This is a genomic window from Bacillus sp. KNSH39, assembly GCF_052656585.1.
This window is the reverse complement of sequence record NZ_JBQXYO010000001.1, coordinates 1,337,212-1,360,664: the sequence shown is the minus strand read 5'-3', so window position 1 is coordinate 1,360,664 and position 23,453 is coordinate 1,337,212. Positions and strand designations below refer to the sequence as shown.

Annotated in this window: 22 protein-coding genes, 1 pseudogene and 2 other annotated features; of the genes and pseudogenes, 14 read left to right on the top strand and 9 right to left on the bottom strand. The window is 34.7% G+C overall.

Annotated features, from left to right (window positions below; all coding sequences use genetic code 11):
* Positions 1–22: 22 nt before the first annotated feature.
* On the bottom strand, positions 23–1,585 hold the full coding sequence (lsrK, locus tag ACUL40_RS06865; protein WP_326038397.1) for an autoinducer-2 kinase: 1,563 nt from the start codon (positions 1,583–1,585) through the stop codon (positions 23–25).
* On the bottom strand, positions 1,585–2,517 hold the full coding sequence (locus ACUL40_RS06860; protein WP_445423071.1) for a sugar-binding transcriptional regulator: 933 nt from the start codon (positions 2,515–2,517) through the stop codon (positions 1,585–1,587). Before ACUL40_RS06860 ends, lsrK begins: the two co-directional genes overlap by 1 nt.
* Before the next feature lie 197 nt (positions 2,518–2,714).
* Here ACUL40_RS06860 and ACUL40_RS06855 point away from each other — a divergent pair, with 197 nt between their 5' ends.
* From ACUL40_RS06855 to lsrB, 4 genes are read left to right on the top strand one after another with little or no spacing between them, the layout of a single operon-like run.
* Entirely contained in the window at positions 2,715–4,196 is a 1,482-nt protein-coding gene (locus ACUL40_RS06855; RefSeq protein ID WP_445423070.1) for a sugar ABC transporter ATP-binding protein, read from the top strand.
* Positions 4,193–5,146, top strand: coding sequence for an ABC transporter permease subunit (locus tag ACUL40_RS06850; protein ID WP_445423069.1), 954 nt, complete (start codon positions 4,193–4,195; stop codon positions 5,144–5,146). Before ACUL40_RS06855 ends, ACUL40_RS06850 begins: the two co-directional genes overlap by 4 nt.
* Complete coding sequence (locus ACUL40_RS06845) at positions 5,143–6,132, top strand: ABC transporter permease (RefSeq protein WP_259591595.1); 990 nt, start codon at positions 5,143–5,145, stop codon at positions 6,130–6,132. The genes ACUL40_RS06850 and ACUL40_RS06845 overlap by 4 nt, the downstream gene beginning before the upstream one ends.
* Positions 6,129–7,172, top strand: a complete 1,044-nt coding sequence (gene lsrB / locus ACUL40_RS06840) for an autoinducer 2 ABC transporter substrate-binding protein LsrB (protein ID WP_000823660.1) — start codon at positions 6,129–6,131, stop codon at positions 7,170–7,172. The genes ACUL40_RS06845 and lsrB overlap by 4 nt, the downstream gene beginning before the upstream one ends.
* A gap of 47 nt (positions 7,173–7,219) precedes the next feature.
* Here lsrB and ACUL40_RS06835 read toward each other — a convergent pair whose 3' ends face one another.
* Positions 7,220–8,722, bottom strand: coding sequence for a malate:quinone oxidoreductase (locus tag ACUL40_RS06835; RefSeq protein ID WP_000069138.1), 1,503 nt, complete (start codon positions 8,720–8,722; stop codon positions 7,220–7,222).
* Positions 8,723–9,102: 380 nt separating this feature from the next.
* Between ACUL40_RS06835 and ACUL40_RS06830 the strand changes: the two genes are divergently transcribed.
* On the top strand, positions 9,103–10,149 hold the full coding sequence (locus ACUL40_RS06830) for a DUF2332 domain-containing protein (RefSeq protein ID WP_000337432.1): 1,047 nt from the start codon (positions 9,103–9,105) through the stop codon (positions 10,147–10,149).
* A 133-nt stretch (positions 10,150–10,282) separates the two neighbouring features.
* Here the strand turns inward: ACUL40_RS06830 and ACUL40_RS06825 are convergent, their stop codons facing one another.
* From ACUL40_RS06825 to ACUL40_RS06810, 4 genes are all read right to left on the bottom strand, one after another.
* Positions 10,283–10,633, bottom strand: coding sequence for a hypothetical protein (locus ACUL40_RS06825; protein ID WP_001999997.1), 351 nt, complete (start codon positions 10,631–10,633; stop codon positions 10,283–10,285).
* A 138-nt stretch (positions 10,634–10,771) separates the two neighbouring features.
* Entirely contained in the window at positions 10,772–11,254 is a 483-nt protein-coding gene (locus tag ACUL40_RS06820) for a hypothetical protein (protein ID WP_001090915.1), read from the bottom strand.
* A gap of 335 nt (positions 11,255–11,589) precedes the next feature.
* Complete coding sequence (locus ACUL40_RS06815; protein ID WP_002041349.1) at positions 11,590–11,880, bottom strand: BBE domain-containing protein; 291 nt, start codon at positions 11,878–11,880, stop codon at positions 11,590–11,592.
* A gap of 58 nt (positions 11,881–11,938) precedes the next feature.
* On the bottom strand, positions 11,939–12,319 hold the full coding sequence (locus tag ACUL40_RS06810) for a VOC family protein (protein ID WP_000687535.1): 381 nt from the start codon (positions 12,317–12,319) through the stop codon (positions 11,939–11,941).
* A gap of 180 nt (positions 12,320–12,499) precedes the next feature.
* Here ACUL40_RS06810 and ACUL40_RS06805 point away from each other — a divergent pair, with 180 nt between their 5' ends.
* The 4 genes from ACUL40_RS06805 to ACUL40_RS06790 all read left to right on the top strand — a co-directional run bounded on the left by ACUL40_RS06805 (position 12,500) and on the right by ACUL40_RS06790 (position 16,323).
* The gene (locus ACUL40_RS06805; RefSeq protein ID WP_001071240.1) at positions 12,500–12,991 is read left to right on the top strand and encodes a hypothetical protein; all 492 of its coding nucleotides are present in this window, start codon (positions 12,500–12,502) and stop codon (positions 12,989–12,991) included.
* A gap of 213 nt (positions 12,992–13,204) precedes the next feature.
* Complete coding sequence (gene entB / locus ACUL40_RS06800) at positions 13,205–14,860, top strand: cell wall-binding protein EntB (protein WP_445423144.1); 1,656 nt, start codon at positions 13,205–13,207, stop codon at positions 14,858–14,860.
* Between the two features lie 313 nt (positions 14,861–15,173).
* On the top strand, positions 15,174–15,596 hold the full coding sequence (locus ACUL40_RS06795) for an SMI1/KNR4 family protein (protein ID WP_259591597.1): 423 nt from the start codon (positions 15,174–15,176) through the stop codon (positions 15,594–15,596).
* 52 nt (positions 15,597–15,648) lie between these two features.
* Entirely contained in the window at positions 15,649–16,323 is a 675-nt protein-coding gene (locus ACUL40_RS06790) for a hypothetical protein (protein ID WP_445422892.1), read from the top strand.
* An 18-nt stretch (positions 16,324–16,341) separates the two neighbouring features.
* Here the strand turns inward: ACUL40_RS06790 and ACUL40_RS06785 are convergent, their stop codons facing one another.
* On the bottom strand, positions 16,342–16,866 hold the full coding sequence (locus tag ACUL40_RS06785) for a kinase (protein ID WP_000070150.1): 525 nt from the start codon (positions 16,864–16,866) through the stop codon (positions 16,342–16,344).
* A 101-nt stretch (positions 16,867–16,967) separates the two neighbouring features.
* On the opposite strand from ACUL40_RS06785, the gene ACUL40_RS06780 reads away from it, so the two are divergent.
* The 4 genes and pseudogenes from ACUL40_RS06780 to ACUL40_RS06765 all read left to right on the top strand — a co-directional run bounded on the left by ACUL40_RS06780 (position 16,968) and on the right by ACUL40_RS06765 (position 18,540).
* Positions 16,968–17,069, top strand: coding sequence for a YfzA family protein (locus ACUL40_RS06780; protein ID WP_000502345.1), 102 nt, complete (start codon positions 16,968–16,970; stop codon positions 17,067–17,069).
* Positions 17,070–17,207: 138 nt separating this feature from the next.
* Positions 17,208–17,426: pseudogene (locus tag ACUL40_RS06775) on the top strand (YfzA family protein); the annotation flags it as partial.
* A gap of 12 nt (positions 17,427–17,438) precedes the next feature.
* Positions 17,439–17,975 (top strand): GNAT family N-acetyltransferase, encoded by a 537-nt coding sequence (locus ACUL40_RS06770; RefSeq protein ID WP_000898772.1) that lies wholly within the window; start codon positions 17,439–17,441, stop codon positions 17,973–17,975.
* A gap of 34 nt (positions 17,976–18,009) precedes the next feature.
* Positions 18,010–18,540, top strand: coding sequence for a cysteine hydrolase family protein (locus ACUL40_RS06765; protein WP_259591598.1), 531 nt, complete (start codon positions 18,010–18,012; stop codon positions 18,538–18,540).
* A gap of 150 nt (positions 18,541–18,690) precedes the next feature.
* Here ACUL40_RS06765 and ACUL40_RS06760 read toward each other — a convergent pair whose 3' ends face one another.
* The gene (locus ACUL40_RS06760) at positions 18,691–19,128 is read right to left on the bottom strand and encodes a YndM family protein (protein WP_000997702.1); all 438 of its coding nucleotides are present in this window, start codon (positions 19,126–19,128) and stop codon (positions 18,691–18,693) included.
* Positions 19,129–19,309: 181 nt separating this feature from the next.
* Here ACUL40_RS06760 and ACUL40_RS06755 point away from each other — a divergent pair, with 181 nt between their 5' ends.
* The gene (locus ACUL40_RS06755; RefSeq protein WP_000265214.1) at positions 19,310–22,792 is read left to right on the top strand and encodes a DUF4020 domain-containing protein; all 3,483 of its coding nucleotides are present in this window, start codon (positions 19,310–19,312) and stop codon (positions 22,790–22,792) included.
* Between the two features lie 107 nt (positions 22,793–22,899).
* Positions 22,900–23,135, top strand: a binding site (T-box leader).
* Positions 23,136–23,189: 54 nt separating this feature from the next.
* Positions 23,190–23,425 (top strand) — a binding site (T-box leader).
* The last annotated feature ends 28 nt before the right edge of the window (positions 23,426–23,453 follow it).

Sequence of the window (23,453 nt, the reverse complement as noted above, 5' to 3'; positions counted from 1 at the left end):
GTTCACTCCTTTATGTAATGTGTTACAGTGCACCAGGCGCAATCCACATATGTGAGGTGAGCCCTTTATCAGCTAAAGCGAGCTGACTGTCATATACAGTTTTCCATGTTTCATAGAACTCTTTATATAGTTCGTGATTTTCAGTAACTGGTTCGAATGTTTGCTCCCACTGTACAAACTCTTCGGCAGTTTCTTCCATAGATGAATATATGCCAGCGCCAACTCCGGCAGCAATTGCAGTTCCTAAAGCAGCTGCTTCTTTCACAACTGGTACTTTTACAGGAATGCCGAGTACGTCTGATAGAATTTGTGGCCATAGTTTCCCTTTAGCGGCACCGCCAGCAAAAATGACTTCAGAAGGGAATGTACCAGTAAGATTTTCAATTAGTTTTAAGTTTCCAAGTGTAACGAAGGCCGCATTTTCTTCAATAGCACGGAACATTTCCTTTTTTCCGCATTTGTCAGCGTCTAAACTTAAATTTAAGAATGAAGGTGCGGCATGACGCCAAGAAATGTAGTTCATAACGTTTGAAAAAGTAGGGATAATACCATATGAACCGACAGGTACGTCTTTCGCTTGTTCTTCTAGTAATTCATAAGCATCTACACCGAGTTTATCAGCAAGTTTCTTTTCTTCTTGGCAAAAAGCGTCTCGAAACCAGCGCATAACGAGACCTGGGAAAAAGGCGATTGTTTCATATTGCCATAGGTTCGGAACGACGTGACAATTTACTCGAATCGCAGCATGTGGATCTGTTATTGGCTCAGTAACATTCACTTCTTGTTGCCAAAAGCTACCCCCGCATATTAACGTTTGATTTGGTTTCACGATTCCTGTTCCGAGCGATGCCATTTGAGCATCTCCACCCCCGGCGACGACAGGAATCCCTTCACGTAATCCAGTTAATGCTGCACACTCTTTTGTAACGTTGCCAATTACTGTACCAGCTTCATTTACTGTTGGTGAAAATGGCAAAGATAGACCGCACTCCTTAGCGACATCGTTATCCCACACTCTATTTTGTAAGTCAAAAATACCTGACGTGCATCCGTTTGAGGGATCAATTTGTAGTACGCCGCTTAGTTTATATAAAATCCAATCGTTTAACATTGTAAAAGAGTGAATAGTATTATAGACGTCGGGTTCATGTTTTTTTATCCAGAGTAGGCGTGGTAAAGCACCTAATGAAAAAGTTTGACCAGACTTTGTATATAAATCTTTTTCAAGATGTGACCGAATTTCTTTTAATTCACTAACTTCGACGGATGCGCGCCCATCAACATTTGCACACGCCCATATTTCTTGCCCATCTTGATCATATAAAACAAATCCTTCTCGCATACTTGTAGCGCTAATAGCAAGAATAGAAGAGGCAGGAGTGTTGCTTTTTTGAAGCACCTCTTTCGTACATTCTTGTACTAGCTTCCAATTTTCTACTACATCAAAGTTCATAGAGCCTGGATAACGAAGGTCAGATTTGTGAATCCATTCTTTTTGACTTACTGCAATTTGATTACCATGTAAATCAAAAAGAACTGCTCGAATGCTCCCTGTACCAGCATCGAAAGCTAATAAATGGGACATTAACAATCACCATCCTTTCGTAATAAGGAGAGGGCAGTTTCCTCATCGGTAATTAATGAATGAATAAACTTTCCTTTTAAGGCACCATAAATTGCATCTATCTTTTCAGTACCTCCAGCAACACCGACGACATGCTTCATATTGCGCAAAATAGAGAGGGGCGTGCCAATTAGACGATTGTGATGCGAGAGCTCTAATAAATCGCCATTTGTATTATAAAACTGTCCTAAAATATCGCCAGCACCGTTTTGACTACGAATATATGTCATCTCACGTAGTGTTAATTTTTCTTCTTTTACAATCGTAGCGTCTTGAGATAATCCCCCAATACCGACAACAGCCGTATGAGCAAGTGAAGCGACTTGAAGCATATCTTTTACACTCGGTTCTGATAGAATACTTTGTGCCATTTCGGTTGTAGACGCTAGAAACGGCGTAGGGATAATGTGAAGTTCGCCTTGCATGTAGTGTAAATAGTTTTGTTTTCTCGGGAGATAGTGATTTACCCCGCCTGTGAGCGTTACGATTGAAAGGTTGATAGAACTTTCAAAATGAATGTTTTCTAGCATTTTGCTAATTGTTTCTCCCCAGCCAATACCGAGTAAATCGCCTTGCTGGAGATGAGTTTCTAAATATTGTGCAGCAGCTTTTCCGAGAGAAGCGTGATAATTGTTTACTGGGGTAGGGATAATAAAAGCATCTTTTAAGTGGAATTTTTTCATTAGGTCACGCTCAATACTTAAACAGTGCAAACCAGTCCCTTTTACGTGAAATGTAACGATACCTTCACTCCGCGCTTTATCTAATAACCGGACGACTTTATTTCTTGAAATATGAAGAAGTGACGCGATCTCCTGTTGTGTTAATTGGTCTTTATAATAGTACCAAGTTACTTTAGTTAATAAATTTTCTTCAAAGTTCAGCTGAGTCATACTCTTCATCCCTTTCAACAATTGACCACAGCTTAAACATATGTACCATATATTTTGTTTATTCCAGTTGAAACGATTAATAGTACGTAGAAAAAAGTGTTCTAGATATAAAAAAAGGAATATACAATGCTACAAAACAAGTAGAACAAATAATCATTTTCTCAAAAAATGTTCTGGATAAAGGCAGGTGACATCATGTGGAGAACGTACCTTTATTACAAGTAAAGAAAATGAGTAAGGCGTTTTTAAATCAACTTGTATTAAAAGAAGTGAACTTACAAGTAGAGCGCGGAGATATATACGCTTTAGTGGGGGGAAATGGCGCCGGGAAATCAACATTAATGAAAATATTAACGGGGTTATATTCGTATGATGATGGAGAGATGTATGTAAAAGGAAGGAAGCAACAGTTTTCAAATCCATCAGAAGCACACCGAAAAGGTATTTATTTAATACCGCAAGAACCACTCATTTTTCCGCATATGACTATTGAAGAAAATATATGTATCGGGTTAAAAGAAAAGAAAAAGAAACTAAAAGTACAGATTCAGCAATTGATTAGCAGCTTAGGATGGGATATTGACCTTAATAAACTAGGAGGAACATTATCGATTGCGCAACAACAGTTAGTAGAAATCGTTAGAGGATTAATAAGAGAAGCTGAGATTCTTATTCTAGATGAGCCAACATCGACATTAACAACACACGAAATTAAGAGTCTTTTTGTGTTGATGAAAAGTTTACAAGAAAAAGGAATTGGGATGATTTATATTACGCATCGTTTTCCAGAAATCTTTGAAATTGCCAACAAAGTAGCAATACTACGTGATGGAATGATTGTAAGCCGAGGTGATGTATGTGACTATACATATGACATGCTGATGGAGGGACTATTGCCAAAAGGATATAAACAGAAAGAGAAAATAGAAGTAGTTCAAGAGACAGCAAAGACGAAAAAAATATTAGAAGTGGTTGATATAAATGGTCACGCATTCGAAAATATATCATTCACTGTACATGCGGGTGAGGTTGTAGGTGTTGCTGGCATTATAGGATCTGGCAGAACGGAATTAGCAGAAGCGATATTTGGATTGAAAACTATAAAATCAGGGTCTATCTTATTGGGTGGAAAATCAATTGATACGTGTTCTTTGCATAAAAGGCTAGACGAAGGACTAGTTTATGTGCCAGAGGATAGGGCGAGGAATGGAATTTTCTCAATTGCTTCTGTTAAAGAAAATATTGCAGCAGCAAGTTTATATCAAAATAATCGCTTTTTTATAAATCAAGAAAAAGAAAGCGCTTTAGTTAATTCGTTTATAGAACAGTTCCGAATTGTTGTACAGAATATGAATAAAGAACTGGCATCTTTATCAGGAGGTAATCAGCAGAAGGTCGTGCTTGCGAAGTATCTTGCATGTAATCCTAAAATTATTATTCTTGATGAGCCGACTCGCGGAATTGATGCGAAAGCAAGGCTTGAAGTGTATGAGACGATAAAAAAAATGAAAAGGGAAGGACTCGCAATTTTATTAATCTCTTCAGATGTTGAAGAAATTGTCCAATTAGTAAACCGTGTATATGTAATGAGAAATGGGCGATTTGTTTCTCATATGGAAAAAGAACAACTGAGTGTGAATGAAGTTACACGCCTTGCATACGGAGGTGTAGCGGAATGAAACATATGTTAAAAATGCATGAAACGTCTATCATACTGTTACTACTAATTTATATAGCTATTGTAGGAATGATAAACTCTAGTTTTATTCAATTTAACTCGTTATCTTTACTGATGAAATCAAGCGTTATTTTAGTCGTGCTAGCAATCGGTCAATCGTTCGTCTTATTTACGAAAAATATAGATGTATCAGTTGGTTCAAGCATGGGGCTAAGTGCAGCAGTTTGCGGAATGATGTTAACGAATGGGTATAGTGCATTCTTGTCGATATTTGTAGCTATTATACTTGGAGCCATTATCGGTTTCGTAAATGGTATTGGAGTTGCGAAGTTTCGGGTACCAGCCATTATTATGACATTAGGCATGTTAGGAATTATTAGAGGTACAATGTTAATTTTCACAGGCGGGAAGTGGATTGAAGATATTCCAAACGATTTTAAGCAGCTGTCATCTATCATCATTCTTGGTTTACCTATAACTGTATGGTTCGTTCTTATTATTTTACTACTACTATACTTCTTTTTAAGAAAAGTGCCATTGGGAAGATACTTTTATGCGGTAGGTGATAATGAAGATGGCGCGAGGCTTATTGGTATACCTGTAAATAAAGTGAAGATATATGCGTTTATGATTTCAGGCATAAGCGCTGCGCTCGCTGGTTGCATATTTGTTATGAATATCGGTTTCGTGCCAAATCAAACAGGTACAGGATTAGAATTACAAGTAATCGCAGCCGCTGTACTAGGAGGAATTCATTTAAAAGGAGGAACAGGATCTTTATTTGGAGCTGCATTAGGAGCGTTATTTTTAGAAACAATAAGTAGCTCACTCGTCTTTTTAAAAATACCAGCATTTTGGAATAATGCTATTTCAGGTTTTTTATTATTACTTATCATCATATTAGATAGTGTTATGAAAAAGTGGAAGGCAGAAAGGAGGATGAATCTATGAAGTATGTATATAGATGGGAAGGGGTTCTAATTGTATTACTTCTTGTAGAATTCATCCTTTTTAGTTTAATAAATAGTGATTTCTTAAATATTAGTAATCTCCTTTTTAGTACAAATGATTTTCTATTTATCGCAATTGCGGCGATACCAATGACTTTTGTTATAGTAACAGGAGGAATTGATGTATCGATCGGCTCAATAATGGGGCTCACTTCAATCTTAATCGGTGTACTTTGGATGAACGGAATACCTATTTTGGTTGCTGTTATAATCGCCCTAATAATTAGTTGTTTAGCAGGCGCTTTAAACGGACTCATTATAAAAATGACGGATGTAGAACCACTCGTCGTTACACTCGGAACGATGTTTTTATACGGGGGAATTGCCCTCGTCATTTCAGGAGGGGCAGGTGCTTCTGGGTACGAAGGAATAAGCGGTTTACCTGACACATTTGTACAACTGGCAAACGGTAGTTTTATAGGAATACCGAATTTATTATGGCTACTGATCGTATTAACAGTTTTATGTACTGTATTATTTCACCGAACTATATACGGGCGCCATGTAAAATTAACAGGTGCGAACGAAAATACAGCAAAATACACCGGGATTAAAACGAAAAAAGTAGTCATTATTGCTTACATACTTTCAGGGTTAGGAGGTGGATTAGGAGGCGCTTTCTTAACTGCCTACTTCGGTTCCGCACGTGCTGATATGGGAAGTGAAACAATTTTACCAATCATTACAGCAGTCGTCTTAGGCGGTACACTTATTACAGGCGGAAAAGGAAGCATTATTGGTACTGTACTGGCGAGTATTTTCATTGGGCTCATGCAGTATGGCTTGCAAATGACGGGTTTAACAAATGAACAATCCAATGTAGTAATAGGTATTATCCTTATTCTTTCAATTATTATGAGACATTTCAAATTACATCAATTCTTAGCGGAGAAAAGAAAGAATTTGCATAAGGGGGAAATGTCATGAAGAGAAAACTGGGGATTGTATTGATTGTATGTATTTGTTTAATCGGTTTAATTGCGTGTTCTAGCCAAACGGCAGATAAGAAAAAGGTTGATGATGTGAAATTTGCATTTATTCCGAAATTAACAGGAGTTGGTTTCTTCACATCGGGTGGTGAAGGGGCAAAAGAGATGGGAGATAAGTTAGGCGTGCAAGTGAAGTATGATGGACCGTCTGAAGCGAGTGTTTCAGGGCAAGTTAAATATATAAACAATTTCATTAATCAAAACTATGATGCGATTATGGTTTCATCTACGTCAGTGGATGGGTTATCGCAATCACTGCAACGTGCTAAGAAAAAAGGGATGACGGTGTTAACATGGGATTCTGATGTGAATCCGAAAGACCGTTCCTTTTATATCAGCCAAGGAACACCAGACCAACTTGCTAATTTATTAATAGAAATGACTTCAAAGCAAATTGGAGATAAAGGAAAAGTAGCCTTCTTTTATTCTAGCCCGACAGTAACGGATCAAAACCAATGGGTAACGAAAGCGAAAGAAATTATTAAAAAGAAATATCCGAACTGGGAAATTGTAACGACGCAGTACGGTGAAAATAATGCGCAAAAGTCTTTGTCAGTAGGAGAGAATATTTTAAAAACGTATCCTGATATTAATGCAGTCATTTGTCCAGATGCAACGGCACTTCCGGCAATGGCACAAGCAGCTGAAAATTTAAAAATGGATAAAAAGGTTGTCGTAACTGGCTTTTCTACACCAAACGTTATGCGTGATTACGTAAAACGAGGAACAGTAGCACAATTTGGTTTATGGGATGTAAAACAACAAGGTGCTCTCGCAACGTATGTAGCAAATGAAATTGTTGTAAAAGGGAAGAAGTTAAAAGTAGGGGATAGCTTCGAAGTAAAAGGAATTGGAAAAGTGAAGGTAGAGCCAAACTCCATTCAAGGATATGATTATGAGGCAGAAGGGAATGGAATTATCGTATTACCAGAACGAGTTGTATTTACGAAAGATAATATTGATAAGTATAATTTTTAGTAGACAAAAAAACGTCCGAATATATCGGACGTTTTTTTATTTCTTCATTAATTATGAACAGTTTCTTTTTCGTTTAATCCAAGTGTACGACCAGTAGAAGTGTGAAGATCTTGGAACAATCTTGGATTTTCAGTTAGTGAAATGCCATATGAAGGAATCATTTCTTTTATTTTTTCTTCCCATTCTACCATGCGGCTTGGGAAACATTTTTCTAATACTTCAAGCATGACGTGAACAGCAGTAGAAGCACCTGGTGATGCGCCTAGTAATGCGGCGATTGAGCCGTCAGCTGCACTTACTACTTCTGTACCAAATTGAAGTGTCCCTTTACCACCAGCATCAGTATCTTTAATTACTTGTACACGTTGCCCAGCAACTACAATATCCCAATCTTCACTTTTCGCGTTCGGAATGAATTCGCGTAATTCTTCCATACGTTTTTCATGTGATAACATAACTTGCTGAATTAAGTATTTTGTAAGTCCCATTTCTTTTACACCAGCGGCTAACATCGTTAAGACGTTATTCGGTTTTACAGAACCGATTAAGTCAAGATTTGAACCTGTTTTTAAGAATTTAGGTGAGAAGCCTGCGAATGGTCCAAACAGTAAAGCTTTTTTATTGTCTATATATCTCGTATCTAGATGAGGTACAGACATTGGCGGAGCACCAACCTTAGCTTTACCGTACACTTTCGCATGATGTTGCTCTACAACTTTTTGGTTTTTACATACCATAAATAGTCCACTTACCGGGAATCCACCGATATGTTTTGATTCAGGGATACCAGTCTTTTGAAGTAGAGGTAGGCTACCGCCACCGCCGCCAATAAAGACGAATTTAGCAGTATGATGCTCAATTTTACCACTATTCATATCGTGTACTTTTACTTCCCACAAACCATTTTTCGTGCGCTTAATATTTTCGACACTATGCTTGTAGTTTAGCTCGACATTTTTTGTTTTTAAGTAATCAAACAACATACGTGTTAATGCACCGAAGTTAACATCTGTTCCAGAGTCAATCTTCGTTGCCGCCATCGGTTCATTAGATGTGCGGCCTTCCATAATGAGTGGAAGCCATTTTTTTAATGTTTCAGGAGCATCGGAAAATTCCATTCCTTGAAACAGTGGATTTTTTGAAAGCGCTTCAAAACGGTTTTTTAGAAACTCAACATTTTTTTCCCCTTGTACTAAACTCATATGAGGTAGTGGCATAATAAAATCTTGTGGATTACGAATTAATTTGCTCTTTACAAGATATGCCCAAAATTGTCTTGAAAGCTGGAATTGCTCATTCACTTTTACAGCCTTACTAATATCTATAGATCCGTCAGCTTTTTCGGAAGTATAGTTCAGTTCGCATAGCGCAGAATGCCCTGTACCTGCATTATTCCATTCGTTAGAGCTTTCTTCCCCGGCACTTGCGAGTTTTTCAAAAACTTTAATTTCCCATTCTGGTGCTAATTCTTTTAGTAATGAGCCTAACGTTGCACTCATAATTCCTGCACCAATTAAGATAACGTCTGTTTTTTGCTGCATGTTGCTCATGATAATCTCTCCATCCCCTATATTGGCAAAAAAGTGTAGGTGTTTTCTATGTCTAAGCCGTAAAAGAGAAACACCGCCTAGGCCCCACCTAGGTGTATACCTTTTTTGTCTCAATTATATAACCATCTCATACTCTATTATAATAATTAATAGACTAAAATATCTAGTGTTATCTGATAATTTTAAACTATTTAACGTTTTATTCGCTAAAAATCTTATTTAACAAGCTCTTTTAAGGTGATAAATAGAAAAAAATTACAGTTTGAAATTATCTCGAAAAAGCTTACGTATCCTTAAGGGACTAAATCGAGTACCTTTTTATGGAATTATTCTTTCTGTAATGGTAAGATTATTCTGAAAAATAAAAAGGAGGGACTCTAATGTGTACAAAAGAACAAATTTCAAACTTATTTCGAAACTTTTCAATAAAGGAATGTAAAGGGTCAAGTGATTTATATGAATATTTATCAATGAAAATTGCTGAAGATGAGGAAGTACTTACACTATCGTCCTATGCTCAGGTAGGTCAACCAGTCCCAAACTTACTATTAGGTGCAGTACATTATTTATTGTTAGCAGGGAAAGAACATCATTTAAAAACGTATTATAGTAGTTTAGTTGAAGATGCTGATACAAATTTAGATAAAGCTTTTAATCATTTTAAAGATTTCTGTAAAGAGTACCGAGAAGAAATCATTACTTTGTTACAAACAAAACTTGTTCAAACGAATGAAGTAAGACGGTGCGCATACTTATACCCAAGTTTCTGCTACATATTTAAGAAAGTGAAGAAGCCGTTAGCGTTAATTGAAATTGGGACAAGTTCTGGGTTGCAATTGTTCTGGGACCAATATCGTTATTCGTACGGAACGGATGAAATGTACGGGAATATAAATTCAAATGTGCATGTAACTTCTGAAATAAGAGGGGAAAATGTGCCGCATTTTCTAAAAGAAAGCCCATCTGTCGTAGAAAGAATCGGACTGGACTTACATGTGAATGATTTACATAATGAGGAAGATTATTTATGGTTACGTGCTTTAATTTGGCCAGAACATAAAGAAAGGCTTGAGATGTTTGATCAAGCTGCATCTTTAGTGAAAAATGAATCTGTCCAATTAATAGAAGGAGACGGTGTAGAGCTATTATCATCTATTATTGAACAAATAAGTGAAGAAGCTATTATTTGTATTTTCCATACACATGTTGCAAATCAAATACCAGAACAAGTAAAACATAAGTTAGAAAAACAAATACAAGAAATTGGAGCAAAACGTGATGTATTCCACCTGTATAACAACATGTGGGATCGTGACCTTCATATTGATTATTATATTAACGGAAACGAATATCGTGAAACGGTTGGAGAAACAGAAGGGCACGGGAGATGGTTTAGCTGGAAGATTGGAAATGAGACGCTTATTTAGATTAATAGGGGCGCCCTCACTTGTAAAAGATGGGGCCATAGGCTCAAGCATTGACTAAATGGTTAAGGAATAAATGTATTAGTAACATACAAAAAATGCTTCGGAGAAATCCTAAGCATTTTTTGAATTACATTTAAACCCCATAATGGATCATGTACTTCTGTTCTGCTGCAGCTTGTACAATTTTTGAAGCTAACTCATTCAGCTCATCAGATTTTCTGAAGAACTTTGAGGATGTAACTGTTTCATAGAAAATTGCTAATGATTCAGGCGGGATAATTGTAATACCACAATAAGCTAAACCGTATTTCTGATTTTTGACTGTATGGAAGTAGGTTTTCATAATTGATAAATTTTGATTTAAACTACTGATAATATCATCATCAACAGATATACAATGATATTTCTCTGGTGTATAATCTTCGTAATTTTTTTGAGAAGTAAAATCGTCAATTATTCCAAAATCATGGACACATGCCATCATTATCATCCTTTCAACTTTAATAAAGTGAGTTCTATTAAAGTAAAATCGTCATTTTGTTTACGTATAATAGAAATGATTATGTAGTTCATTAGTATAGTACTTCATAAAACATCTTCGTTTCTTCTTCGTGAAGACAGTTTACTTATCGGTAAACTCATCGGGAGCCCAAGTGGCGATTTCATTCCCAGGTGCAGCGACTACAAGCCATTCCTCACATAGGACACCAGCTTGCCAACATTCATAATAATCATGAAAACCATTTAAAAAAATAATTTGTCCACTCTCTAATGTAATAATTAAATGAGGGCTTTCTAAGCCAAGTTGTATATCGGTAACTTTTTGTCTTCTTATCTTACATATTCTTTCATATTCTTCTTTCTCAGAATAAACTTCAAATTCATCTTCATTTAATGGGTAGCTTTTTTGAGGTTTATTAAATAAACACCATTTGGATTCGATATTGATATATAATTGTCCGTCATAATAAACTGAGTCGTGAAAGTTTGTGAAATGAATCTTTATAGCGCCTGGAGAAATACCAAATTGTAATCCATCAACTTGTGATCCGATGAATAGATTTTTTAACACTTTTTCAGCGTGAATTTTATCCTCTGTATTCATTATTGAATTCCTCCTTTTCATAAAAATATACCTTATATTTTTATTGTAATAAATAAATTTTCATGTAAAATGAACCTTTTGTGAAAAACGAGCGAATATAGTGTGAAGGATTATGAGAGGGGAACGGAGCTTTGGATGAATTACAATTAAAAGAATGGCTATATAAACGAAAGTATGTTATCTAAAAAAGACCTTGAGAAAGTGTTACTTTCGATTGCTGAATAGATATTTAGTAAAAGAAGCAACTAATAATTATATTATGTAAACTCTTTTTGTAAAACACCCATAAAAAAATGGATGTTTTATATTTTGATATATTAGGTGGAATATATAGTTTAAAAAAGCGGAATACTTTGCGGAAAGTTAAAGACATTTTTCGCAAAGTATTCCGCTTTTACTTCCATTAATCGGTCAAAGTTGCAACTGAAGTATGCATCTGGCCAATTTTTAATGGATAGGTCAGGAGTATTAACATAGACACCTTTTGTAAATGGAAGCATTGCTAAGCGGAAGTCTTCAACCCATCGAATACTTCCACCAGCACCTTCTGGCTGTTCCCAAGTAGCGAATATTGGCATGTTTGATAGTGCTTTTCGGTAAAAGTAAGCAGTTGCCTCATTTGGCACCTCAACAACAGCACCGCCTAATCTGTGGAAAAATACGGAGGTGGTGGAAAAGGGTAAGTTAAATCGTAATTTCTATTTGATTGCCTTCTGGATCGCCTATTACACTTTCATAATAGCCATCTCCAGTAAAACGTGGTCCATTTAATAAAGGATAACCAGCATCTTTTATCACCTTTGTTAGTTCATTCACACGTTCTTCACTACCGACAGAAAAAGCCATATGAGTATAGCCGGTTATGTTTAAATTAGGCTTATTTTCAATCCCTTTTTTACGCATAAGTTCAAGTCTTGCTCCAGATTCGAACGTAATAAAATAAGATTCAAATTGTTTCGTTTTATTATGATATAAAGAGTTTGCTTTACCATTAAAGTATTTCATATAAAAATCACGCATACATTCTAAGTCATTTACCCAAATTGCAATATGTTCAATTTTCATAGGTTTCACCAATCCTATCTGTATCAATTAGGCTTCCACTGTATTAAATTTGCATTTGCATTGCAACAATTTTGCTTCGCTATTAAAGCTAGTTGTTAATTTTTGATTATGTACGTACATACAATATGTAATTAAGTGAATGACCATCATAGTAATTACAGAAAAGGGTGAATGAAGCTTATGAATCAATTTGAGCAAATGATGTACGTTGGTGTCATCATGTCTATTGTACTATCCGTAATGATTTTAGGGTCCTTATATTATAATCCACGACTTTCTTTAACTGATTATCCGAAAGATATTCAAAAAGTAGTTTTTCCAAAATCGATTCATGAAAAAAAGCAAACCATTTATTTTAATATTGTATATAATACTATTCTTTTCGGTAGTCCTTTCGTTTCTACATATATACTACATAAGCATGAAAAGTTAATGTATATGGATGCCTATTTACACACTTTTGGTATTTTAATGATTTTCAATTTAGTAGATTTACTTATAATTGATTGGCTAATTTTTTGCTGGATTACTCCAAGGTTTGTTGTGATTCCTAGTACGGAAGGTATGAAAGGATATAAAGATTATAAGTTTCATTTAAGAGGGGCTATAGTCGCTACTCAAATTTTAGCAATCGTAAGTTTATTTTTGGCGGGAATTGCCACAACTATTTAGTGTGAAGAAGGGCATGGAGCTTTTATAAAAGATAAGGAGATTTATAATATATAGAATTAGAAATAAGAATTTGTTAGTATTGAAGTGAGGATTTTTAATAACAGTATATTAAGCCGTATTAATATACTGTTGCAAATGTTTTGATATTATGTAAAATTATACAATTTTACGGAGGCATTTGATAAAATTCAAAAAAATTTAATGGAGGCTAATATGAAAAAAGTAATTGGCGCAGCAACAGCAACTGTTTTTGGATTAGGAGCGTTTACCACAACTGCTACCGCAGAAACAATCGTAACAGCAGATGTACTTAACGTACGTGAAAAACCGACTACAGAATCAAAAGTGGTCGAAAAAGTAAAGAATGGGCAAGAGTTAAAAGTCATAAATACCGAAGATGGCTGGTCAAAAATTGAGTTGAATGGTAAAGAAGTGTTTGTAAGTTCGGAGTTTACAAAAGATGTATATCATGTAACGGCGAATTTGTTAAATGTACGTACTGAAGCAAACACGGATTCAGAAATTCTTGGCAGACTAAAAAAAGATGATGTAATTGAATCAACGCATCAAGTAAAAGACGGATGGCTGCAATTTGAGTATAAAGGAAAAACTGCTTATGCAAACGTTTCTTTCCTATCAAGTACAGCACCAACTGAAAAGAAAACTGAAGAGAAAACGAAGCAAGTAGCGAAAGTACAAAAATCAGTTAAAGAAAAGAAAGAAATAAAGACGCAGAAAGTAGCAAAAGCGAAAGAAACAACGAAAGCACAAGAAATAGTAAAGCCTAAAGAAGAGGCAAAAGTAGTAAAAGTTAAAGAAGAAGGGAAAGCGCAAGAAATAGTAAAACCTAAAGAAGAAGGGAAAGCGCAAGAAATAGTAAAACCTAAAGAAGAGGCAAAAGTCAAAGAAGAAGTAAAAGTTAAAGAAGAAGAAAAAGCGCAAGAAATAGTAAAGCCTAAAGAAGAGGCAAAAATCAAAGAAGAAGAGAAAGTGCAAGAAATAGCAAAGGCTAAAGAAGAAGAAAAAGCGCAAGAAATAGCAAAAGCTAAAGAAGAAGAGAAAGCAAGAGAAATAGTAAAAGCTAAAGAAGAAGAGAAAGCGCAAGAAATAGCAAAAGCTAAAGAAGAAGAGAAAGCAAGAGAAATAGCAAAAGTTAAAGAAGAAGAGAAAGCGCAAGAAATAGCAAAAGCTAAAGAAGAAGAGAAAGCAAGAGAAATAGCAAAAGCTAAAGAAGAAGAGAAAGCGCAAGAAATAGCAAAAGCTAAAGAAGAAGAGAAAGCAAGAGAAATAGCAAAAGCTAAAGAAGAAGAGAAAGCAAGAGAAATAGCAAAAGCTAAAGAAGAAGAGAAAGCAAGAGAAATAGCAAAAGCTAAAGAAGAAGAGAAAACAAGAGAAATAGCAAAAGCTAAAGAAGAAGAGAAAGCAAGAGAAATAGCAAAAGCTAAAGAAGAAGAGAAAGCAAGAGAAATAGCAAAAGCTAAAGAAGAAGAGAAAGCAAGAGAAATAGCAAAGGCTAAAGAAGAAGAGAGAGCGAAAGAAGCATCTAAAAACAACATACAGTCTGCTAAACGTGAATTAACGGTAGTAGCGACAGCGTATACTGCTGATCCAAGTGAAAATGGTACATATGGTGGACGCGTTTTAACTGCGATGGGGCATGATTTAACGGCAAATCCGAATATGAGAATTATCGCAGTTGACCCGAAAGTAATCCCATTAGGATCTAAAGTATGGGTAGAAGGCTATGGAGAAGCGATCGCTGGTGATACTGGAAGTGCAATTAAAGGTAATCGTATTGATGTTTTAATGGGTTCAAAAAGTAAAGCTATGAATTGGGGAAGACAAACTGTTAAAGTGAAAATTTTATAATAACAATAATTATCCAAATAGAAGTCAGTTCTCTTTATTGAGGCTGGCTTTTATTTTTTTAGTAGAAGGATAATAGGATTTTTAAATGACTTATTAATAAACCTGTAATAAAACATAAAAATTGTCTCATGTTTAGAAAAACTATTAAGAATGAGGTAAGGAAGTAGAACAGAAGGTTATTGAGAAGTAGAGAAGAATAGTATGTTGAAAACGAAGGGTTAACGTATAATGAAATATATAAATCGGATCAAATCGTTTACTAAACACTTTCACTCATAATAGTGTAATTAAGTTCAAAGGATAGGTGTATTTCATGAAAGAAGTAAGAGAATATATTGAAACAAAGAAACAAGGTGTATTGGAGTTGCAAATAAAAGAAACGGAAGAAAAGCTAGGTGCTGCTTTCCCAAATCAATATAGGGATCTTATTAAATTAGTTAATAATGCTGAAATAGGGAAATGGATACTATATCCGATTAAAGATAATAGAAATGTAACGAAAACTTGGGATGATATTGTTAGACAAAATATTGACATGAGAGATGAGTCTATACCAGAAAATCTTATCATAATTGGTGACGATGGTTCAGGGGATAAATTGTGCTTTAAAATAAATAATGGAAAAATGGATGATAAAATATATATTTGGTATCACGCGGATGAAGAAATGGAAGAAATATCTCCGAGTTTAAAAGAATTTATTATGGAAACTATTCAGGAAGACGATGTTTTTTAGTCTTAATTATTATCATTTTGTGAATCATTCTTATAAAAGGCGAGGATAGAATATGACAATAGAATTATATGGCGCACATTGTAATGAGCGGAAAGGGTATAGAGTAATTGAAGGAAGAGGTTCATATAATCATTACTTTGGCGGTCAAGATTGTAATTTGCCAGTATGTAAGTTATGCGGTGAGAAGATGCATCAAATTCTCTGTTTTGATTTAAAAGATGGGAGACTTGCTGAACTTAAAAGTAATGAACTAAATATTTTACCATTCGTTTCATGCTTGAACTGCGCGATGGTGTGGGAACCGCAATATTTTCAGTTAAGTGATGGAGGTAAAACAGTTCAAATCATAAAGCAGCAAAATACAGAAGAATGGATAATGGAAGAGGAAGATAAGTTACCAGCTTCATTACCAAAAACAACGGTAAAGCTTATAAATATGAAAAATGAAGATATACCTACAGATGAAGATAGTTACTGGGAAGCTTTTGACTTGTTCGGTTCTGAATATGTATGTAGATTATTAGGCGTACCATTATATGATGATCTTCCAAAGGATTTGGCGTGTCCAACTTGTACGAAAGAGATGAAATATGTTGCTACAATTACTCAAGATATTGAGGAACGTGGACTTATTTCAGTAGTTGATTTCCAGTTTGGGGAAATGAATATATACTATTATTTATGTATAGATTGTTTAATTATAAAAACTGAAATACAAAATACATAACAAGCCTAACATATTATGTTAGGCTTGTTTTTCGATCGCAACATCATTAAGAATTGCATCAAATATATCTTTTTGCGTAAAGTTATCTGTAAAAATAGTTTCTGTGGCAACCTTAATAGTATCGTGCGGATTATACCATTTTTGTAGGGAATCCTCACCAAATTCATGTCGTTTGTCTCTTGTGTTATGTCGTCTAATAGTTTCCTCTAATGATAAATCAAAGTAATATGCAAATGCATTTTCATCAAAATAACGAATTAATTCTTTTAACATCTCACCATACCTATGACTGTTCAATATACCTTCTAAAATAACAAATTCACATTTTCCTTTTCCGTACTTCGTAATTTCAAATAGTAAATCATGTGATAAATTACCCATTGTGTCGTGTACTCTAAGCATATCTCTACGTACAACATCCTGTGATACTAAAAGTGTTCCTTGTCCGAAATGTTCTTGTAGTTGTTTTGCAATCGTTGTTTTACCACTTGAGGAGTTTCCTCTAAGAATGATTAAAGTGGATGTAAGTATAGGATTAGACATAATGTATTTCCCCCCAACAGCATTAATTATATAGAAAATTTTAACAAATAAAGTGAGGAAAGTGTATAATTAATATGATGGATATTTAAGGAGGGGGTAAGATGGGAGATATATTAAAAAATGCACAACCTATATGGAAACGGACTTGGTTTCGTTATCTAGGGGCATTTTTTATTGTTCAGTTACTGTTTACCCCGCATTAAAGGGCAGTAAGACCCCCACCTCAAAATTCAGCGAAAGCGAAGAAGTTAGGTGGGGGGATCAACTGCCCGTAAAAGCCCGATTGGTTCAACTAATAATCAGTGGGGGATGAACAAAACCCCCACTGATTAAAGTTTCACTTTATTTTGTGTGAAATCACTGCGTGGGCGCCAAACTTTAGGTCAGGCGGAGAGTTTTTTAATAGAATATTAAATTCTCAATTTTTCACTGAATGGTTCACACTCTATACAATCCCGCAATTTAACGTATTTACAGCATTTTTTGCGATTACATTACTACCATATGCATTAGTAGGTGCAATGAAAGATGTAACAGCAAGAAAAAATATAAAGAAATAATAGAGGTATAATATGCTTTTTCAAAAAGAAGGTTTATTGATTAGATACGTAATGGAAGATGATGCATCTATCATTTCTAAATGGTTAACGGACCCAGCAGTCCTGCGGTATTACGAAGGACGAGATAATCCGCAATCTGTAGAAAAGGTGCTTGATCATTTTATACATAGTCCAAACAGTAATGAAAAAAGATGTTTAATAGAATTTGATACCATTCCGATTGGTTACATACAAATGTACCCAGTGGATTCAGAGTGGAAAGCGTTATATGGCTATAAAGAATCACAAAATGTATGGGGTATGGACCAATTTATCGGTGAACCAGCCTATTGGGGAAAGGGAATTGGAACAAAACTCGTTCAGGCAGCAATTACATATATTATGGGTGAAATGGGAGCAGAAGCAATTGCAATGGATCCGAAAGTAAATAATGAACGAGCAATAAAGTGTTATGAAAAAAGTGGATTTAAAAAAGTAAAGATTTTAAAGGAACATGAGTTGCATGAGGGGAAATTAGAAGATTGTTGGATGATGGAATATAAACAATAATAATGGCTTATACAAATAAAGGGGGATGTGTGAAATGAAAAAAGCATTAATCGTAATTGATGTGCAAGCGGGTATGTATACAGCTGGAATGCCAGTACATAATGGGGGAAAGTTTTTACAAACATTGCAAGAGCTTATTAGGGAATGTCGTTCAAATGATATTCCAGTTATTTATATCCAACATAACGGTCCTAAAGAACATCCGTTAGAAAAAGGTACGGATGGATGGCGAATCCATGCGGCCATCGCTCCGCAAGAAGGAGATAATATAGTTGAAAAGACGACTCCAGATTCATTCCATAATACAAACTTAAGCGAAGTGTTACAAGAGAAAGGAATTGAACACGTTATTCTTTCGGGAATGCAAACAGAGTATTGTGTAGATACGACAACGCGCAGAGCATGTAGTGAAGGGTATAAAGTAACGTTAGTGAGTGATGCGCATAGTACATTTAATACAGAAGTGTTACGTGCTGAAGATATTGTGAAACATCATAACGCAGTATTGGGAGCGTTTGCGGATGTTGTTGCAGTAAAAGACTTAAAAGTGGCTGCCTCTAAATAAGAGGCAGTTTTTTATTAGAAAAAATAGCGTCAAATATTGTTAGTAATTCGGTATTTTGAAATAATCACTTATATAATTTCACGTACCATAATGAAAAAATACAAAAAAGGAGCACCACATAATTAAAAAGGGCGCTCCTGCATTAAAACGTTACTTTTTCTTATCTTTATCCAATATATTTTGTTCTTCAGCAAACTCTGTACCATATGCAAAGCGGCGATTAATACGAATGTTATCATTGTTGTGCCTTGTATGAGAGTTAGAGAAGCGATGAACGATTACTTCAGATAAAGTGAAGACGATGGCAGAAAGGATACTGCCCCATGCAATTTGCATATAGTTGTCTAATAAAATATTACCGAAAATCCATACGCTTAAATATGTTAATAAGAAATCCGACATAATGGCACCAGTATTGCCAATTCGATTTAAAATAATTTTATCAACGAACATGTAGGATACGATTGTAACAAAGAGACTGAATGAAATAATTTGAACAAACGTTGCAGGGAAAAATAAAGCAAGCCCAATGCTAAATGCGATAATGCACGATATAAACTTGATAAGCACTACTGTGAAATCATTCAAAATTTACACCTCCGATTTATACATAGTTTTTCAATAAATTCTGGAGTTCATACATTGTAACGGATTTATTTACATAAAACTTTTTCATGTTCGGAATTTAGTCTAAATATTATAAAAACAATGAAAAAATGTTATAGTAAAATGAGAGTGTATGACATTTTTAGGTAAGGGGGAATCCAAGATGTGGATTACTTCAGAAGTAGAAATTCCAGATGAGTTAATTGATCACCTTGAGCAAGGAAAGTTAGTATTATTTGTTGGAGCGGGAGTTTCTATGAAAGGGAAATCAAACTTACCGAATTTTGATGATTTAGTTGATGAAATTGCAAAAACGTTATATGTTGAAAAACGTGAAATAACAGAGCCACATGATTATTATCTTGGCAAAATTGCGAAAACAAAAGATGTACATCAAGTCGCAAGAGATCTCGTTCATATAGAGAAATCAAAACCGAATCCATTGCATTATGCAATTCCAAGGTTATTTCCTTTAGATACAGATATCCGCATTGTAACAACAAATTTTGATCAACATTTTACAACTGCAATTAAAGAAATAAATAGAGATATCAATGTTTATTACGCTCCAGCTTTACCGACTGGGAGAGCTTTTAAAGGTCTTGCTTACATACATGGTAATGTAGAACAGGAGAAAGAGGCTTTAATTTTAACAGATGGTGATTTTGGAAGGGCTTACTTAACGGAAGGGTGGGCGAGAAGGTTTTTAGTTGATCTATTCTCAAATTACACCGTTTTATTCGTTGGATATAGTCATAATGACCCAGTAATGAAATATTTAGCAACTGGTTTACCACCAAGTACAAGACGATTTGCTTTTGTCGCACAAGGAGAAAATACGTACCACTGGGAACATTTGGGGATAAGACCAATTGTGTATCCGAATAAGGTGAATAATCATCAATCCCTTGTAAAAGCGGTAAAACGCTGGGCTGAATTAATGGGTGATAATTATATTACGAAAAGAATGCGTATTCGGGATATTGTAACGGTTCCCCCGTCAGTAGAACAGGAACAATTATCATACATAAAGCAATCGATTAAAAAAATTGAAACAGTACGTTACTTTGTGGAATTTGCTCATGATTATGAATGGGTCGAATGGTTAGAAGCAGAAGGTAAATTACAAAATTTGTTTATGCTTACGCCAAACTATAATGAAGTAGATGAATTACTTGCAGAATGGTTAGTGGAACAATTTCTTTTTAGTCATCAGAAAGAATTATTTCAATTAATTTATAAAAACTATTCTAAAATATCACCGTTATTATGGAGAACAATTTGTAACTACTTAAACGAAACGAAGAGTAAGATGGACCCGTTGTTGTTTGCAAGGTGGACACTCCTTTTATTAGAAACAGCTGAAAAAGATAGTAGCTCTATAGAAAAGATTTCTAAGTTACTGCAAAAATGTTCTTTTCCTGAGCATAAAGAAATTGCCTTATTGTTACTAACTTTTATTTTAGACGGAAAACTGAAGTTGAAACGTGTAAGAAAATGGGGAAATGATACGCAAGAATCAATAGAACTCGAGGAATCGAGTCGCTTACCAGTATCTACATTTTCTCATGTGGAGCAAATTTGGAACGAAAAGATGAGGCCATATATCGCTTATTATGCTGTTCCAATTATGATGATTGGATTAGAAAAATTGAGAATGTTGTCGTTAAGACAAACGGCACTGAAAAAAAGAAATAAGGAAAATGTAGAGAAAGAGTTTCATCAAAATGATCTTGCATTTTTAATACGAATTGTAAAAGAGTGTCTAACTTATTTATGCGAAAACAATGAGAAAAAAGCGGATTATTATATTACAGAAATGATAGAAGCAAATAGCGTACTTCAAAAGCGAATTGCAATTGATGCGATGAATAAAAATATTTTTGTTCGTGTAGATGACAAAATGAAATGGTTGTTACATGAAGGACTTCTTTTAGATTTCACTTATAAACACGAAGTTTTTCAACTTTTAAAAAGGCATTATGCACATTGTTTAGAAAAAACAAAAGAAGAAGTCACTCGAACTGTAATAAAGCATCTTACAGAAGAGCGGGTATTTGATGCATGTCTCGTATTAGACTTATTATTCAAGTGTGATTCGAATAGCCCATCTACGGCAAATGGGTATGAGTTAATGAAGCAAAAGCATCCTCATTTTCATTCTGAACGATACAGTGTACAAAAGAAAGAGGATACAGCAGAAAGCATTACTTGTAATGTAACTGCTGACGGATTATTGCAGCTGAAAGATGTTGAAATTATGAAGCAAGTTCAGCAATTTTCGCAAGATGGTGTTTTTGAACAACGCCATTTTTTAGAGATGTTATCAAAAGCATGTAAATTAAACACAGAGTGGAGTATTTCATTTGCATACCAATTAGTAGGAGTGCAAGAAATAAGTAATGAAGTATGGTTTGTTTGTATTAGAGAATGGCGAAATAATCGAGGATTGACGAATGAGCAAATCCAAAAAATTATTCCGCTATTGCAGAAATTTGTTAGAAATACTGCTTTTCATTGGTTAATTAGTAGTTTTCTATATGAAATTAGTAATCGACTAGAAGAATTAGAAGAGAATAGTATACGTGTTGTAAAACGATTTGCATTTTCAGTGTTTCCTCAAGTTATGAAGAGTGATACAGACTTTAAGCTTGGGAAACAAGATTTTTATAATGAATCAATTCAGCATCCAGTTGGAAAAATGACGGCTGTATTATTAAAGTTGTTATCATATGATCATTTATACGATCGTAATGTATATGAATATTTATTTTTATTTGAAGAACAAGTAAGAGTTAATTCGGAACGAACAAACTTTATGTTTGCTCGTTTAATAGCAGATATTACATTCCTATATCATATTGAAAAACAATGGTGCCGAAAATATTTGTTACCATACTTAGATTTAAAAAAACAAAATGAGATTACGGAATATGCATGGGCCGGCTTATGTTACACGCAAATAAATTTACCTTTATTTACAGAAATGAAGCGATTTATTAAGTATGCGATAGAACATTTGGAAGTATTACATCCGCATACGAGAGAAGCTTTCTTGAAGTGGCTTAGCTTTGTATTTATTAAATGTGTACTATATTGGGATCAAAAAACAGATTGGTTATACCCGTTACTCATACTAGAAAATGAAGAAAATAAAATTAAGTTTATGCAGTTTTTATGCTATTACGTCAAAACATTAAGTGTAAAAGAACAACAAAAATTTTGGACAGCTTGGCTCAGTGTATTTTTGCGAGAACGACCAAAAATGGGTGAGATAACTGCAAGAGAATATGTAATGCTTTTACGTATTATTTTATACATGGATGAAATATTAGAAAAAGGATTATGTATTATGTCTCGTGCATTTTCAAGTGTACATGGTAAATGTGCAGGTGAGGAAATGAAGCAGTTATTGATTGAAATGCTTCATAAAAAAGAAAGTATGAAAGCGCATAAAGAAATATTTGCAAATGTGTTTTTTATTTTACTACAAACATGTCACGAAGCCGTTTTATTTGAAAAAGAAATCATAAAAATAAAAGAATTATTAGTTCAGTATGAAGTAGAGGAATATGTTTTACATTTACTAGAAAATGAAATAATTCGCATAGGAATTGTAATGGGTGATTTACAAAAAGAATTATAGGACGAAAGTGGAATTTAAAAAAATATATAAAAAGTTGTTGACAGTGTTTTGAAAAGCGTTCTATAATACGAATCATACTTATTCAATTTCAAAAACATTTGAATAAACAAAGTGCAATGAAGAGATCACAGTAGTGGTTAGTCTTACTGTAACAGAGAGCTGGTGGTTGGTGTGAACCAGTACAGGGATAATCATGAATTACAGTCTTGGAGCATCTTTTTCGTAATAAAGATAGTTTGTCTTTATGAGGAAAAAGCGGTCAATTGATCGTTAACAGTGAAGAGAGGTAGACGGAAAGTTAGTCTACAACTAGGGTGGTACCGCGATAAATATCGTCCCTACTGATTTATTCAGTAGGGACTTTTTGTATTTTAGTGGTTCAACTTGAAAATTAAATAGTCATGCATTGAAAGGAAAAGCAGTAGTTGTTGTTTCCCTGTAACAGAGAGCTGGTGGTTGGTGCAAACCAGTACATAAACAAGAGCGAATTACAGTCCTGGAGCATCTTTTTCGTAGTAAAGATAGTATTGTCTTTATGAAGGGAAAGACGGTCAGATGATCGTTAACAATGAAGAGAGGTAGACGAAAGAAGTCTACAACTAGGGTGGTACCGCGATAAATATCGTCCCTACTGATTGGATCAGTAGGGCTTTTTTGTACA

Coding starts and splice junctions, on each gene's coding strand:
- ACUL40_RS06845 (WP_259591595.1), top strand. CDS start 5,143: ATGAAGTATGTATATAGATGGGAAGGGGTTCTAATTGTATTACTTCTT.
- ACUL40_RS06805 (WP_001071240.1), top strand. CDS start 12,500: ATGAATCAATTTGAGCAAATGATGTACGTTGGTGTCATCATGTCTATT.
- ACUL40_RS06785 (WP_000070150.1), bottom strand. CDS start 16,866: ATGTCTAATCCTATACTTACATCCACTTTAATCATTCTTAGAGGAAAC.
- ACUL40_RS06770 (WP_000898772.1), top strand. CDS start 17,439: ATGCTTTTTCAAAAAGAAGGTTTATTGATTAGATACGTAATGGAAGAT.
- ACUL40_RS06835 (WP_000069138.1), bottom strand. CDS start 8,722: ATGAGCAACATGCAGCAAAAAACAGACGTTATCTTAATTGGTGCAGGA.
- ACUL40_RS06810 (WP_000687535.1), bottom strand. CDS start 12,319: ATGAAAATTGAACATATTGCAATTTGGGTAAATGACTTAGAATGTATG.
- ACUL40_RS06795 (WP_259591597.1), top strand. CDS start 15,174: ATGAAAGAAGTAAGAGAATATATTGAAACAAAGAAACAAGGTGTATTG.
- ACUL40_RS06790 (WP_445422892.1), top strand. CDS start 15,649: ATGACAATAGAATTATATGGCGCACATTGTAATGAGCGGAAAGGGTAT.
- ACUL40_RS06820 (WP_001090915.1), bottom strand. CDS start 11,254: ATGAATACAGAGGATAAAATTCACGCTGAAAAAGTGTTAAAAAATCTA.
- ACUL40_RS06780 (WP_000502345.1), top strand. CDS start 16,968: ATGGGAGATATATTAAAAAATGCACAACCTATATGGAAACGGACTTGG.
- lsrB (WP_000823660.1), top strand. CDS start 6,129: ATGAAGAGAAAACTGGGGATTGTATTGATTGTATGTATTTGTTTAATC.
- entB (WP_445423144.1), top strand. CDS start 13,205: ATGAAAAAAGTAATTGGCGCAGCAACAGCAACTGTTTTTGGATTAGGA.
- ACUL40_RS06860 (WP_445423071.1), bottom strand. CDS start 2,517: ATGACTCAGCTGAACTTTGAAGAAAATTTATTAACTAAAGTAACTTGG.
- ACUL40_RS06755 (WP_000265214.1), top strand. CDS start 19,310: ATGTGGATTACTTCAGAAGTAGAAATTCCAGATGAGTTAATTGATCAC.
- lsrK (WP_326038397.1), bottom strand. CDS start 1,585: ATGTCCCATTTATTAGCTTTCGATGCTGGTACAGGGAGCATTCGAGCA.
- ACUL40_RS06765 (WP_259591598.1), top strand. CDS start 18,010: ATGAAAAAAGCATTAATCGTAATTGATGTGCAAGCGGGTATGTATACA.
- ACUL40_RS06850 (WP_445423069.1), top strand. CDS start 4,193: ATGAAACATATGTTAAAAATGCATGAAACGTCTATCATACTGTTACTA.
- ACUL40_RS06830 (WP_000337432.1), top strand. CDS start 9,103: ATGTGTACAAAAGAACAAATTTCAAACTTATTTCGAAACTTTTCAATA.
- ACUL40_RS06825 (WP_001999997.1), bottom strand. CDS start 10,633: ATGATGGCATGTGTCCATGATTTTGGAATAATTGACGATTTTACTTCT.